This window comes from Rhodoferax sp. GW821-FHT07G04, assembly GCF_059418585.1.
Genome location: NZ_JBWKQD010000003.1, coordinates 429243 through 444020, shown reverse-complemented (window position 1 = coordinate 444020; position 14778 = coordinate 429243). Strand labels below are relative to the sequence as shown.

Sequence of the window (14778 nt, the reverse complement as noted above, 5' to 3'; positions counted from 1 at the left end):
GCGCCGTGGTGCGCACCACCTGGCTGGGCGGCAGGGCCGTGCCGCTCTTGAGGTTGGCATACATGGCATTCATGGCCTGCACGAAATAGGTGTGCAGCGGCACGAAGCGGGTGTCGAAGCCCGACAGCGAGTTGAACGTGTCAAAGTGCTGGCCATTGGCGACCTCGATATAGCGCAGCTTGGTGCTGGCGCCCTCCACCAGGCGGTTGTAGGCGGCATAGGCGCGCTCCGAGTTGTTGACCGGCAGCAAGGCATCGCTACGGCCGGCCAGCATCAGCGTGGGCTTGCCGCGCAGGTTGCCGTTGAGCAGAACCTCGGCCACACCGGCGCGCACCGCATCGCTTTGCGCCTTGGTCGGCGTGGTGGTAGCCGTCAATGCGGCACCTGTCACGGCGTCCGCACCGGTTAACAGCGCGCGCTGGCACAGCGCCGCGTCCAGCGAGAAATCGGCCACGCCGGTGCTGGGGGACACGCCCAGGTTCCAGGCCTTGGCGCCACCGACCGAATCGTTGTAAATGACGGTAGCGGGTGTGCCATTGACGGTGCCATTACCGGTGGCAAAGCTGGCTGCCTTGGTGTTGGCCGCCATGGCAGTCGGTGCGCCGGCTACCACGGCCGCAGCACTCATGCCGCAGACGTTGTCCACCACCGAGAAGCGGCCATAGGCATTGGTGTACATCATGGAGATGATCACCGCATTGCCCAGCGCGTAGTGGGCGTTGTGCATGGTGTCGTTGTCGGCGCTCCAGCCCGCGGCGCGCAGCTTGGCCAGGGCGTCGGTGGCCTGGTCGGCCGTGGTGCTACCAGTGACCAGGCCCTTGGCCGCCAACTGCGTGCAGCGGTTGGCGGCCGTAGTGGTCTGCAGCGTGAGGCCGATGTAGTTGTAGATGGAGGCTTCGGTCAGCGCAGCTGCCGGCGCCAGCGCAGCACAGGGTTGGTAGAGGTTGGCCACCGTGAAGTAGTCCATTACCGATTTGCCAAAACCTGCTACAGGCACACCGCCCAGTTGCACGCCATAACCGGCGGTGCTGCTGGGCTGGGCGCTGGGCTCACCGGCCACCACGCCGTCGATCAGGCCGCTAGTGTCTTGCTCGGCGGCGCGCAGCACAGCCGCGCCACCGTTGGAGACCGATGCCGCTATGACCAGGGTGTTGGCCGCGGTGAAGCGGCGCGTCTTGGCTGTGCTACCCGCGGCATTGGGGGCGTACTGCTGGTTGAGCACATACAGCGCATACGACACCGCGCTCAGCGTGTCATTGCCCCAGTCCTTCTCGGGGTTGACCTGCGAGTGGGCATGCTTGAGGGCCACGCGGTTGGGGAAGGCGGTGTTGTAGGCCGTGCGCACCGCGTCGGTGATGTTGGCAGCGAAGTTGGACAGCGTGCCTGCCGCGGTGCGCGTGGCCCGGGTGCCATCGATGCGGTGCACGGTGTCGTCACCCAGGTCGTACAGGCCCATGCCCTTGCCGGCGTCGGTCAGTGCCACAGCGCAGCCGCGCTTGAGGCCCCAGTCACCCGCCGTGGCGATGGCGCCATACACACCGCGCGAACCCGAGGATGGGCCCACGACGATGCAGGGTGCGCTGGTGTCAAAGCTGTCGGGCACTTGCACCGCCATCGTCACGCGCTTGCGGCCCGTGCCATCGTCGAGCACGCCCACGTACTCCAGGCCAGGTACCAGGCCCTCGCCCAATGTGGCCTTGCCCGACAGGTCGATGTTGGGACCATACAGCACGCCATAGCCGCCATTGGCCGTGTTGTCCACCAGGCCGCGGTAGTTGGACTGTATGGTGTTGCGCCGCATCTCGTCGGCCGTGGGGTTGGCGGGGTCGGCAAAGGCGGTCAGTGTGGCGGCAGCCGTGCTGGCGATGCCGCTCTTGCCCAGGCCTGCTGTCAGCAGGTCTTGGCCGGCTGCGGTGCTGGCCGCACCGGTGGCCGTGGCCCGGTAGGCCTTGGCGCCCAGGTCGGTCACGCCGCTGGGCAACACGTTCACGTCATCGTATGAAATGGATGCGCCGCCACAGCCCGCCAGCAAGGTGGCGCCGGCCAACGCCAGCGATGCTGCCAGCGTGTTGGGTTTGCCGCGTCGTAGCGCGAATGTCTTCTTTTGCATGCTTGTCTCCTGTTGTGGAATTCGGATGGGCGAATGAGGGGGCGTGGGTGCTAGCCGGTACTAGCCCTATCAGTTGGGCAGGGTCATGACGGGGCCTTGGGCGCCCGCAGTCTCCCCACCACGCCAGTGGGGAAGTAATAGACGGACAGAACGAAGAGCACACCCAGCCACAGCAGCCAGCGGTCGGGTGACAGCAGTGCAGCCAGCCAGGGCAGGCCACTGGCGGCCTCGCTGGCCAGGCGCAGCAGGTCTTGCAGATAGCTCTGGGCAAACAGGAAGAGCGCGGCACCCACGATGGCGCCATACATGGTGCCCATGCCACCGATGACGACAATGAGCAGCACGTCCATCATGATCTCGAAGGACAACGATGTATCCGGCCCGTTGTAGCGCAGCCAGAGCGCCAGCATGGCTCCGGCCAGGCTGGCAAACAGTGCCGACAAGATGGCCGACACGGTGCGGTACACCACGACCCGGTAGCCAATGGCTTCGGCACGGAATTCGTTTTCGCGTATGGCCTGCAGCACGCGGCCGAACGGCGAGTTGACGATGCGCAGCAGCGCCAGGAACAGCAGCACCGCGGCTACAAACAGCAGGTAGTAGCACAGCAAACGGCCATCCAGCGAGACACCCAGGAAGGGCTGCTCGCTGAACTCGTAGCTGGGCGTCAAGATCTCGGGTACCTTGAACGACAAGCCGTCTTCACCGCCGGTGACATCGTGCAACTGCGAGGCCAACGTCAAAAACGCCGAGGCCACAGCCAACGTGATCATCGCGAAGAAGATAGCCCGCACCCGCAGTGAGAACAGCCCCACCACCAGGGCCAGCACAAAGGACAGCAGCAAGGACCCGCCCAGGCCCACCGCCAAGGCCTCCCAGGTTGGGCCCATGCGCGTCGTCGCCACGGCTATGCCGTAGGCGCCGATGCCGAAGAACATGGTGTGGGCAAAGCTGACGATGCCGGTGTAGCCCAACAGCAAGTCGAAGCTGGCCACCAGCACGATGAAGACCAGCACCTTGGCCGCCACATTGAGTGCCTTGACGCCGGGGAAGATGAAGGGTGTGAAAGCCAGTGCCAGCACCAGCACCACCAGCAGGCCGGCCAGCCAGCGGCTGCGCGGCAGATCGTGGGAGAGGATTCTGTTGAGCATTTAGCGTGTCCTCTAGCGGCTGGTGACGGGGTAAACGCCCTGGGGGCGCCACAGCAATATCGCCACCATCAGCGCGATGTTGGAAAACAGCGCCACCTTGGGTGCCAGAAAGCCGGTGTAGTTGGCCATCAGGCCCACCAGCAGCGCGCCGATCAAGGCGCCACCCGTGGACCCCAGGCCTCCGATGATGATGACGATGAAGATCAGCACATTGACCTGCGCGCCCATCTGCGGCGTGACCGTCTGCTGGTACAGGCCCCACATCACGCCGCCCAGGCCTGCCAAGGCGCTGCCCACGACAAACACGCCGATGAACAGGCGCTTGATGCGGTAGCCCAGGCTCTCCACCATCTCGCGGTCTTGCACGCCAGCGCGTATCAGCAGGCCGACCTTGGTGCGCCCCAGCACCCAGGCCAAGGCGGCAAACACCGCCAGCCCCACCACCACCGCCATCAGGCGGTATTTCTCGACGGCTGCATCGCCCATGTAGAGCGAGCCCCGCATGGCCTCAGGTAGGGGTAGTGCAATCTGCGCCGGGCCCCAGATCACCTTGATCAGCTCTTCGCCAATGATCATGCCGCCCATGGTGATGAGGATCTGCTTGAGGTGCTGGCCATAGACCGGCCGCACGATGAAGCGCTCAAACACCAGGCCCAGCGCGCCGGCCACGGCCATAGCCACCAGCATGGCCGGGAATACCGCCACCAGATTGCGCCACAGTTGGTCGGAGCCGGTCCAGTCGCCCATCACGCCCATGACCGTGGTGGCCACAAAGGCCCCCAACGCAATGAAGACGCCATGGCCAAAGTTCAGCACGTCCATCAGGCCAAACACCAGGGTCAGGCCCGAGGCGATGATGAAGACGATCATGCCCATGGCCAGCCCGGCCACCGTCAATGTCACCCAGGTGGAGGTGGAGCCGATGAAGGGCAGCACCAACAGGGCCAGCGCGGGCACCAAGACCAGCGGCTTCCAGTCGAAATTTAAAGTTTTCATAGTGTTTGTGCCCCCCACGCTTGTCGCTGCGCGTACTGCGCTGCCCCCAAGGGGGCCTTCGCGCCTTGGAGCGGTCCGGCGGCGCTCATATCGCCAACCCCAACAGTGCGTGTTGCAGGTCTTCGTTGTCGGCTAGCGCCTGCATGGTGCCAGCGTGGACGATCTTGCCGTTGTCCATCACCGCCACGTGGTCACCCAGGCGTTTGGCGAAGCTGATGTTCTGCTCCACCAGCACAATGGTTGTTCCGGTCTGCTTGAGCTGCGCGAACGCATCGATCATGTTGTTGATGATGGCGGGCGCCAGGCCCTTGCTGGGCTCATCGACGATCAGCAGCTTGCGCGGCTCCACGATGGCGCGGGCCACGGCCAGCATCTGCTTTTGGCCGCCCGAGAGCTTGCCTGCGGGGTGGTTCCAGAATTTCTCCACTGCGGGGAACAGCAGAAAGATCCACTCCAGGCGCTTGCTGTCCATCTGCTGCGCGCGCTTGGCGCTGCGCGCGGCCAAGAGCATGTTCTCTTTCACTGTGAGGTCGGCAAAGATGCCCATGTTCTCGGGCACATAGGCGATGTCCAGGCCGGCAATGCTGGGGGTCTCGGCGGCTGTGATGTCCTGGCCGTCAAACACCACGGTGCCTTGTGACGCGCGCCACAGACCCATGATGGTGCGCAGCGTCGTCGTCTTGCCGGCGCCATTGCGTCCCAGCAGCATGGTGAGCTGCCCGCGGGGCACGGAGAGGTCGACACCATGGAGGATGTGGTACGCGCCGATATGGGTGTGGACACCCGACAGCGTCAGCAATGCGTTTGTGTGGCTGCTTTGGTTCATGCGCCCTCCTCCACCGCTGCAGCTTTGGGGGTAACACCCAGATACGCTTCCTGAACAACAGGCGATGCAATCACCGTGGCCGGATCGCCGTCGGCCACCAGCGTTCCGTTGTGCAGCACGATGATGCGGTCGGCCAGCTCGCGCACGACGTCCATCTTGTGCTCCACCAGTAGGATGGTCTTGCGCTTATCGTCTTTGAGCTTGCGGATCAGGTTGAGGATGACGGGCGCCTCGTCCGCCGACATGCCGGCTGTGGGTTCGTCGAACATGAATACATCGGGCTCCAGCGCCATCAACAGTGCTACCTCCAGCTTGCGCTGGTCGCCATGCGGCAGGCTGGCCACGGGCGTCTCGTGCTGGCCGTTCATGGCTACGGCGTCCAGCACCTCGGTGGCCAATTGCGTCAGCGCCTTGTGATCGCTCCACACACTCCACAGATTGAGCCCGCGCAGGTGCGCACCCGAGCGTGCGGCCTGCACGGCCAGGCGCACGTTCTCCAGCACCGTGAGGTTGGGGAACAAATTGGTGAGCTGGAAGGCCCGGCCCAGGCCCGCACGGGTGCGGGCCGACGGGCTCAGGCCGGCCAGACTATTGCCATTGAGATGCACCTCGCCACTGGTGGCCTTGATCTGGCCGGAGATGAGATTGAAAAACGTGGTTTTGCCCGCCCCATTGGGGCCGACGATCGCGGTCAGCGTGCCGGGCCGGAAGGTGCAGCTCACCCCGTTCACCGCCACATGGCCGCCAAAGCGCACGGTCAGGTCTTTTGTTACTAGCAATCTCGTTCTCTCCGGTTCAGTCAATCCATCAATGGGCTGCTACGGTCAGGGGCAGGTGCCGATGACGTAGTAGTTGGTTCCAGTCATTTTCAGCGTAGTCGTAGCGTAGATGTTCCACAAACCCATGCTTTGGTTGGAGCCGTTGGCATAGGTGTAGCCATACAGGGCGTACGCACGTCCTGCCATGGTGTGGGCGTAGTTGGACGCGGTGTAGCAGGTGGCAGTCGGCGGCGGTGTGCCGGTGGTCGTGCCATTCACCGCAGCGGACGCTGTGCCTTCGGCACCATTGGCGTCTGCGGCTTTGACCGTCCAGCTATAGGTGGTGGCTGCGGTAAGCCCCGTGTCGGTAAAGTTCAGGGTCGTGACGGGCAGTGCATTGGTCTTGTTGCCATTGCGGTAGACGTTGTAGCTGGCGGCACCGGTGACCGCGTTCCAGCTGATGGTCATGGCGCTGGCCGTGGCGTTGGAAGTCACCACATTGGTTGGCGCGGGCAGCGATGCCGGTGGTGGCGTGGTGCTACCGGAAGAGACCTGGTCCACCATGGCCTTGATGGCCGCCATTTGCGGGCCGGACTTCTTGGCGTAGTTGGCGTTGTCATAGCCCCACCAGTCCCAGCAGCTGTTGGTGGCGGCCGTGCTGGTCTGCGGGTACAGCACGACGATGTTGTTGGTATCGGCCCAGCGGTTGTAGCCGGTGTTGCGCACATACTGCTGCTGCACCAGCGTCACGTTTTGCTGGCAGCCGTGCAGCACCACGTGCAGGCGGCATTGCGTGCCGGATGTGCAGGCCTGTGGGATGTAGGCCCAGCCGGTGGGCGCCATGCCGTGGTTGGTGATGAACTGGCTTTGGTTGAACTCCACAAAATTGCCCTCGGGCAGTGTTGCGTTGTTACGGGCGTTCAGTGTGCCGTAGAGGTGGGCCAGCATGGCGCCGGCCAGGTCGAAATTGCAGTTGTTGATGTAGGGCGAGCCCTTGGTGGAGCAACTGCTGCCGTAGTCATCGGTGATCATCGCGTGCTCGGCGGCGATGTTGTTTTTGTAGACCACATTGGCAGCCGGCACAAAGCTGTTGTAGTAGGTCTTGAGCGCGTCCATGACACCCTGCTTGACGGTGCTGTCAATGGAGCCCGAGAACAGGTAGACCTTGGAATTCTGCAGATTGGCCACCGGGTCTATGCTGCCCGCGTTGGCCCAGCTATTGGTGGTGCTGACCAGGCTGCTGGTCGGTATGCCCGACGGGCTGGCCATGCACCGCCCCGTGGCATTGGTGATGGAGCCCTCGGCACAGTAAAACGGTCCACCGGCCACTACGCCTGCGCCCTTGGCAAACGTGGCCGAATAGCCCACATGCAATTGCACGGCCATGAAGCCGCCCGATGACAGGCCCGAGACTGTCGTCTGGGTCTTGTCGATATTGAGTTGCGGCAAGTTCACCGCGGCACTGGCACCCACACCGGCCATGGCGAGCGCCACGGCCGATACACACACACGAACGGAAAAACGGTTCATACGATTTGTCTCCTGGTTTTTTTGGGCGAAAAACATCCCTGGCCCCCGTGTACCCGGGGGTTAAAAAACTGAATTCGGAGGGGGCAGGACTGGCTGTATGACAGCCCTGCAATAGCCGCGCTGTGTCTAGCGCTTGTTCCGGATAGGGATGTTCATCTCTTCCGGCTTGATCTCGCGCACCAGCTCAGGCACGCCCCAGGCGAATGCGGGGTCGGCCTTGATCTTGAAGTGGTACATGCTCTGCATGGCCTGGTGGTCTTCCTTGCGGAAGGTCATCTTGCCCTTGGGGGTGTCAAAGCTCATGCCCTCCATGGTCTTGATCAGCGTATTGGCAGAGGTGTCACCCTTGCTGGCGTTCAGCGCGGTCACCACGGCCATGGCGGCCGAGAAACCACCGGCGGTGAAGAAGTCTGGTGGTGCCTTGAACTCTTTGTAATGGCGCGCCACCATGGCTTCGTTGACCGCGTTCTTGGGAATGCCGAAGTAGTAGTACAGCGCGCCTTCCATGCCGGGAAACTGCTTATAGGCCACCATGGCCGGCAGGATGTTGCCACCCGTGGCCAGCTCAATGCCGTAGCGCTTCTTCAGATCCAGATCGGCGATCTTGCTGAACGGTGTGGGTGCGCCAGACCAGCCCACGGAGATGTATTTGTTGCCGGGCTGGTCCTTGAGTTTGTCGACGATGCGCTGCAGGCCGGCGGTGAAATCGGTCGTACCCACGGGCAGGTATTCCTCGTGGACGATCTTGGCGTTTTTCAGCGCATCGCGGGTGGCCCTGACGCCATCGCGGCCGAAGGCATTGTCATTGGCCAGCGTGGCGACCACATTGCCCGGCTTGTCCAGCGCAACGGCATTGGCTGCGGCGTCCTGGCTGGAATTGCGGCCGGTGCGGAAGATGTACTTGTTCCACTTGTCACCGGTGATGGAGTCGGCCACGGCGGGCTCCACCAGCAGGATCTTTTTGTACTCTTCGGCCACGGGCAGCATGGCCAGCGCCACGGGTGATGCCGTGGGGCCTACCGCCAGATCAACCTTGTCGTCGCCATAGGCTGCGGCCAACAGGCTCTTGCCGATGTCTGGCTTGCCCTGGTCGTCTTTTTCAATGACCACGATCTTCTTGCCTGCCACCATCATGGTGCCGCCAGTGGCGTAGTCCAGGCCCATCATGAAGCCCACCGCCGTCTGCTTGCCATAGGCTTCCAGCGGGCCGGTCTTGCTGTAGATGTGGGCGATCTTGACTTCCTTGGAGTCGGCAAAGGCGGCAGAGCCCGCCAATGCGGCAGCCAGCCCGGTGGTGATCAGCGTGGCCTTGAAAATCCAGCGACGTTGGTACATCTGTCTTGTCTCCTAATTGGTATTCGAATCCAGATTGGTGCGCACAAAGCGTGCCAACCGCCATGGCATTGATTTCATTGGGCTTTTTATGCACCCGTTTGAGGATTGCGGTGAAAATGCCTGAAATTAATACAAATCACAATGCCTAAAATTTAGACGAATCGCATAAATTTCAGGCACTCTCGAGCCTATCGTACAGCGTAGCCCTGGCCATGCCCAGCATCTTGGCCGCGGCGGCCTTGTTGCCCCGGTTGGCCTGCAGCGCAGCGGCAATGGCCTGCCGCTCCAATTCCGCCACTTGCACCGACAGGGGTCGCAACAGGGCATCCGTGGTGCCGCCACCGGCCGCCGTCGCGTCAGCCGCCAAACCTGGCCGGGCCAGCGCCTCGGCCATGGCCACGGGCTGCACACCCGATTCGCGCAGTACGGCCTCCAGTTGCTCCACCTCAATACGGGGGGAGTCGCTGCGCATGGCAGCCTGCTCCAGCACATTGCGCAGTTCGCGGATATTGCCGCGCCAGGGCTGGGCCTCTAGCAGGGCCATGGCCTGGGGCGACAGCTCGGGCGGCGGCAGGCCGTTGCGCAGGGCCACATCCTCACCCAGGGCCTCCAGCAGGGCTGCAATGTCGCCCCGGCGCTCGCGTAGCGGTGGCACGCGGATGGGCAGCACATTGAGCCGGTAAAACAAGTCTTCGCGAAAGCCCCCCTCGCGCACCAGGCGCGACAGGTCACGCGACGTGGCGGCGATGACCCGCACGTCAAAGGGGATGAGTTTGTTGGAGCCCAGGGGCTCGATCTCGCCCTCTTGCAAGGCGCGCAGTAGCTTGGATTGCAGGGCCAGTGGCATGTCGCCAATTTCGTCCAGGAACAGCGTGCCCCCGTGAGCCAGGCGGAACTTGCCGTCGCGCCCCTTGCGGTCGGCCCCGGTGAAAGCGCCGGGCGCAAAGCCAAAGAACTCGGCCTCCAGCAACGTATCGGGCACAGCGGCGATGTTGACGCTAATGAAAGGGCCGCTAGCCCGCGCCGAAGCGGCATGGATGGCATGGGCCAGCAGTTCCTTGCCCGTGCCCGTCTCGCCCAACAGCAGCACCGGGCTGGAGGATTGCGCCGCGCGCCGGGCCTGGCGCTTGACCTCGACCGCGGCGGGACTGAGCCCGATGAAACTGGCGAAGGTGTATTTGGACTGGCGCTGCCCCGCCGTCTGGCGCAGACGCTGTGTGGCTAGCTCGCGCCGCGCGTCGTCCAGGTCGCGTTGCAAGAGTGAGAATTTTTCGATCAAGGGCTGCAACGTGGTCTCGGCATGGTCGAACAGCACAATACCCAACGCGCCTATGACATTGCCCGCCGCATCGCGCAGCGGAATGCGGCTGACGACAAAGGTACCCGCCCGGTTGGACAGCAGGTCGATGAGGATGGGCTTGCCGGTCTCCAGCACCTGGTGCATCTGCGTGTTGTGCACCACTGCAGAGACCGGATGGCCGACAAAATCTTCTTCGCGCTCGAAACCCAGGGCCGGCAAAAAGCGCTTGTATTGGTCGTTGATCCAGACCACCCGCGCCGCGCGGTCCACCAGCATCATGCCCTCGCTGGCGTTGGCAAACAGGTCAAACATGGAGCGTGCGGCCAGCTCCAGAATGCTTTGGGCATCACGCGGCAGGGAGTCCAAATTTTCCATGGACGCATATTAACCCCGCGATTTCCAAACCACAGCGAACAATTTCCTTCTATTGATACGCTATTTATTTGATAGCTTCACAAGCCCATTTCACGGGAGCTAGAGGCTGACTAATCTCTGACGACTTCAGCCAACCCCAACAAAAAAACTTGGTTCGCGCCACTAGGGCATCAGCACTGGCGTCGGGTCATTCGCCCAGGTATTGGCGGGCAATTTGTCAAAGCTCACCACCCGCGGATCTGTCAAGCTGAAATCGTCCTGCTCGTAGACCGCTGCGATCACTTCTTTGGAGGCCGGGTACTTGCGGAAGTCTAAAAAATACACGCCCACCCTGCCAGACGCATCGTTGAACGCCTGCGGCACACTGGCATGGTTCACCAGCAGCTTGTTTTCATGGGTGAAGTTGAGACCGTCCGTGCTGGTGGCGCGGTAGATCATGTGGTCATAGGGTGAGGGATTGGCCCCCGGTGGGCCTGCGGCCTTGAAATACATCACGATGCTGCCGTCTTTGCGACGTGCCGGTGCGGGGTCGGCGATCAACACCAGGTTGCTGCCAGCCGGCGTGCCTACCCGTACACCGGCTTCTGCGGTCCAAACAGAACCGTCTTTGGAAAAGGCGCTCAAGATGCCGCCGTCCCCGAAGTAGTACAGGCGCAGCCCATCATCAAATTCCAGCAGTGCGGGCACCTGGCCCTTGCTAACAGCGATGGTGAAACTGGAAGTCGCAAAGTTAGGGGAATCGGCATGGGATGCAACGCGAATACCCTCCTTCTCGCTGAATCCGGCGACAAACCAGCGCCCGCTGCGGGTACGGTAAACGACAGGGTCTGACAGGGTGTCCGAAGTGGCCCAGATGTCAGGGTCCAACGTGAAGTTGAAGCCGTCGGTAGAGCTGGCACTGCGCAGATTGATCTGCGCATCGCCCGCCGCCTTGGGACCGAGTATTTCGGCGTTGAAAAAGAGCTTCATCGCCCCCGTTGGGCCGGGGCTGATGACACTGGCGCTCACCACATTGGCCACCGTACCCTTGGCGTTGGTGTAGGTCACCCCACCCACGACGATGCGGGGAATCGTCAATACATTGCTCGCCACATCGTAGGTATCCACCGTGCCTGGCACACCGGTGTTAAAGCCCAACACTGTGCCCACCGTCACCACCGCGCGGTAAGTCACTCCCGCAACGGTGATGGACGAGATGCTCAGTTGCCCTGTGGTAGGGTCATAAGTGTCGGACTGGGCGGGTCCGGCGGACGCGACACAAGCACATGCCATCAGCCAAGCGCGAATGTTCACAGGAACTCCCGTTGCTCAACGACAAGGGCAGGTCAGGCGACTGGACCCGCAAGCAATGGAAAACAGTGTACGCCTGATATACCACCGATGAATTGCTATCAGTGAGTACCGTTTATCAACCCATCGCCGGTTCCGAACGCTTGGAGAAATGCTTGACCACGCGTGGCATCACCAGCACCAGCACCACGATGACCAGCAGCGTGGCCGACATCGGCCGCTGCAGGAAGATCAGCGGGCTGCCCTCGCCGATGGCAATGGCGTTGCGCAGCTGCGCTTCGGCCAGAGGCCCCAGGATCATGCCCACGACGACGGGTGCCGTGGGGAAGCTGAAGCGCCGCATCACCAGCCCCAGCACGCCAATGCCGTACAGCAGGAACAGATCAAACGCACTCTGGCGCATGCCATAGGCACCCACCGTGGCGAAGATCAAAATGCCGGCATACAACTGAGGCTTGGGCACCTTCAACAGCTTGACCCACAGGCCTACCAGCGGCAGGTTCAGCACCAGCAGCATCACATTGCCGATGTACAACGAGGCAATCAGCGCCCAGACCAGGGCGGCCGAGCTGCTGAACAACTGCGGCCCCGGCTGGATGCCGTAGTTCTGGAACGCGCCCAGCAGGATGGCGGTGGTGTTGGACACCGGAATGCCCAGCGTCAGCAGCGGAATCAGCGCCGCGGTCACCGTGGCATTGTTGGCGGCCTCGGGGCCGGCCACGCCTTCGATCGCGCCCTTGGTGCCGAACTCGGCCAGGTTTTCACCCTTGGCCAGCTTCTTCTCGGTGGCGTAGCTCAAGAAAGTAGGTATCTCGGTGCCGCCGGCTGGGATGCAGCCAAAGGGCGTGCCGATCAACGTGCCGCGTATCCAGGCCGGGATGGAACGGCGCCAGTCGGAGCGGGTCATCGTCACACGGCTCATCTTGTTCTCGGACTCGACCACCTTGCCCTCGAACAGCACGGCATGCAGTGCCTCGGACACAGCGAACAAGCCCACGGCCACCAGCACGATCTCCACGCCATCCAGTAGCTCCGGCACATTGCCGGCATAGCGGGCCTGGCCGGTGATCTGATCCATACCGATCAGGCCCACCGCCAGCCCCACAAACAAGGCGGTCAGGCCGCGCACCGTGCTTTGGCCCAGCACCGCGCTGACGGTGGTGAAGGCCAGCAGCATCAGGCAAAAGTATTCGGGTGGCCCCAGCTTGACGGCAAACTCGGCCACCAAGGGTGCAAACAGCGTCACCATGACCGTGGCCACCGTACCGGCAAAGAAAGAGCCAATGGCCGACGTGGCCAACGCCGCGCCCGCGCGCCCGCTCTTGGCCATCTTGTTGCCTTCCATGGCCGTCACCATGCTGGCGGTTTCGCCCGGCGTGTTCAGCAGAATGGAGGTGGTGGAACCACCGTACATGGCGCCGTAGTAGATGCCGGCAAAAAAGATCATCGACGCGGTGGCATCCACCTTGGCGGTGATGGGCAGCAGCATGGCTACCGCAGTGGCCGGGCCGATGCCGGGCAGCACGCCCACGGCTGTGCCCAGTGCGCAGCCCACAAAGGCCCACATCAGATTGACCGGCGTGCCAGCAGTGGCAAAGCCTTGCAGTAATTGGTTCCAGATTTCCATCACAGCCATCCCGTTTGTGTCAGGCCCGGCAAGCCGATGGCCAGGAACTTGGTAAACATCCAGTACACCGGCGCGGCAATCAGCAAGCCCACCACCGCGTCCAGCCCCCAAGAGCGCGGGTCAACGCCCGAGGCACCTTGCGCGCTGCGCAGCCCGCGCGACGCGAACACGAAGCACAGGGCGCAGCTGAAGATGAAGCCAATCGTGGTGATCAGCGCCGCGTTCAGCAACAGGCCGGCCGACATCCACACAAAGCCGGGCCAAAAGGGCGTCTCGTCACCACCGCCCTCTTCCATATCTCTAAAGCCTCCGGTACGGGCCTCATAGACCAGGAAGGCGCCACACACCATCAAGGCGGTGGTCACCAGCCAGGGCAAAAAGTTGGGGCCAACGCCCGAGTAGCCTGCGTCCGATGGAATGTCCACTGCGCCCACGCCCATGGCTATGGCCACGGCGCATACCCCCAGGCCTACCAGAGTCTGGTACAGACGGCTCATGCTGTTTTGGGCACTCATACCATGCCCGCCAGGTGCATGATGCCGCGCAGGTTGGAGAACTCTGCATCGACGAAATCGTCAAACGCCTTGCCGGTCAGCAGGGCCGGCGTCCAGCCATTTTTTTCCATGGACTCGGTCCAGGACTTGCTCTTGCTGGCCTTGGTGACGATGTCGGTCAGGCCCGCGCGCTGCTCGGGCGTCAGGCCTGGGCCGCCGTACAGGCCGCGCCAGTTGCCCAGCACCACGTCGTAACCCATCTCCTTCAGCGTGGGCACGTTGACGCCGGGCAGGCGCTTCTCGGATGTCACGCCGATGGGACGCATCTTGCCGGCGGTGATGTATTCGGCCATCTCGCTGTAGCCGCCACCGCCCACGGTCACGTTACCGCCCAGGATGGCCGCCGTGGCCTCGCCGCCGCCGCGGAAGGCCACGTAGTTGACTTTCTTGGGGTCCACACCAACCTTGGTGGCCAGCATAGACGCGCAGATGTGCTCGGTAGTGCCGCGCGAGCCGCCGCCCCACTTCACGCTGCCGGGGTCTTTTTGCAGCATGTCCACCACTTCCTTCATGGTCTTGATCGGGGAACTGGCGGGTACGACGAAGACGTTGTACTCGCTGGTCAGGCGTGCGATCGGTGTGGCCTTGTCCAGCGAGACCTGGGGTTTGCCGGTGATGATGCCGCCCAGCATGACGGCACCCATGACGATCAGCGCATTGGGGTCGCCCTTGCTGGAGTTGACGAACTGCGCCAGGCCGATGACGCCGGCCGCACCGCCCTTGTTGTCGTACTGCACGGTGTCCACCACCTTGGCATCCAGCATGGCCTTGCCGAAGGCGCGGCCCGTGCCGTCCCAGCCGCCGCCGGGGTTGGCGGGGATCATCATCTTGATATTGGCACCGGCATGGGCCGTCAACGGCAGACCGGCCGTAGCGGTCAGGGCCAGCATGGATTTGAGGAAGGTATCGCGGCGCATGGACGTCTC

At 63.0% G+C, this 14778-nt stretch carries 12 protein-coding genes; all 12 read right to left on the bottom strand.

What is annotated here, in order from left to right:
* Nucleotides 1-2110 (bottom strand): 3-hydroxybutyrate oligomer hydrolase family protein (locus AC07OO_RS19345; RefSeq protein ID WP_495083771.1); only part of this gene is annotated, 2110 nt, incomplete at its 3' end.
* Nucleotides 2111-2193: 83 nt separating this feature from the next.
* Complete coding sequence (locus AC07OO_RS19340) at nucleotides 2194-3261, bottom strand: branched-chain amino acid ABC transporter permease (RefSeq protein WP_495083770.1); 1068 nt, start codon at nucleotides 3259-3261, stop codon at nucleotides 2194-2196.
* Between the two features lie 12 nt (nucleotides 3262-3273).
* Entirely contained in the window at nucleotides 3274-4257 is a 984-nt protein-coding gene (locus tag AC07OO_RS19335; RefSeq protein ID WP_495083769.1) for a branched-chain amino acid ABC transporter permease, read from the bottom strand.
* An 85-nt stretch (nucleotides 4258-4342) separates the two neighbouring features.
* Nucleotides 4343-5083: an ABC transporter ATP-binding protein gene (locus tag AC07OO_RS19330; protein ID WP_495083768.1), complete on the bottom strand. Its 741-nt coding sequence runs from the start codon at nucleotides 5081-5083 to the stop codon at nucleotides 4343-4345.
* A complete protein-coding gene (locus tag AC07OO_RS19325) occupies nucleotides 5080-5862 on the bottom strand; it encodes an ABC transporter ATP-binding protein (protein ID WP_495083767.1) in 783 nt (260 codons plus the stop codon). The genes AC07OO_RS19330 and AC07OO_RS19325 overlap by 4 nt, the downstream gene beginning before the upstream one ends.
* Nucleotides 5863-5907: 45 nt before the next feature.
* A complete protein-coding gene (locus tag AC07OO_RS19320) occupies nucleotides 5908-7371 on the bottom strand; it encodes an extracellular catalytic domain type 2 short-chain-length polyhydroxyalkanoate depolymerase (protein WP_495083766.1) in 1464 nt (487 codons plus the stop codon).
* Between the two features lie 126 nt (nucleotides 7372-7497).
* On the bottom strand, nucleotides 7498-8706 hold the full coding sequence (locus AC07OO_RS19315) for a substrate-binding domain-containing protein (RefSeq protein WP_495083765.1): 1209 nt from the start codon (nucleotides 8704-8706) through the stop codon (nucleotides 7498-7500).
* A gap of 172 nt (nucleotides 8707-8878) precedes the next feature.
* On the bottom strand, nucleotides 8879-10381 hold the full coding sequence (locus AC07OO_RS19310; protein WP_495083764.1) for a sigma-54 interaction domain-containing protein: 1503 nt from the start codon (nucleotides 10379-10381) through the stop codon (nucleotides 8879-8881).
* Between the two features lie 162 nt (nucleotides 10382-10543).
* Entirely contained in the window at nucleotides 10544-11674 is a 1131-nt protein-coding gene (locus tag AC07OO_RS19305) for a glycoside hydrolase family protein (protein ID WP_495083763.1), read from the bottom strand.
* A gap of 115 nt (nucleotides 11675-11789) precedes the next feature.
* Nucleotides 11790-13298, bottom strand: coding sequence for a tripartite tricarboxylate transporter permease (locus AC07OO_RS19300; RefSeq protein WP_495083762.1), 1509 nt, complete (start codon nucleotides 13296-13298; stop codon nucleotides 11790-11792).
* On the bottom strand, nucleotides 13298-13813 hold the full coding sequence (locus AC07OO_RS19295; RefSeq protein ID WP_495083761.1) for a tripartite tricarboxylate transporter TctB family protein: 516 nt from the start codon (nucleotides 13811-13813) through the stop codon (nucleotides 13298-13300). The genes AC07OO_RS19300 and AC07OO_RS19295 overlap by 1 nt, the downstream gene beginning before the upstream one ends.
* Nucleotides 13810-14769, bottom strand: coding sequence for a Bug family tripartite tricarboxylate transporter substrate binding protein (locus AC07OO_RS19290; RefSeq protein ID WP_495083760.1), 960 nt, complete (start codon nucleotides 14767-14769; stop codon nucleotides 13810-13812). Before AC07OO_RS19290 ends, AC07OO_RS19295 begins: the two co-directional genes overlap by 4 nt.
* Nucleotides 14770-14778: the final 9 nt, after the last annotated feature.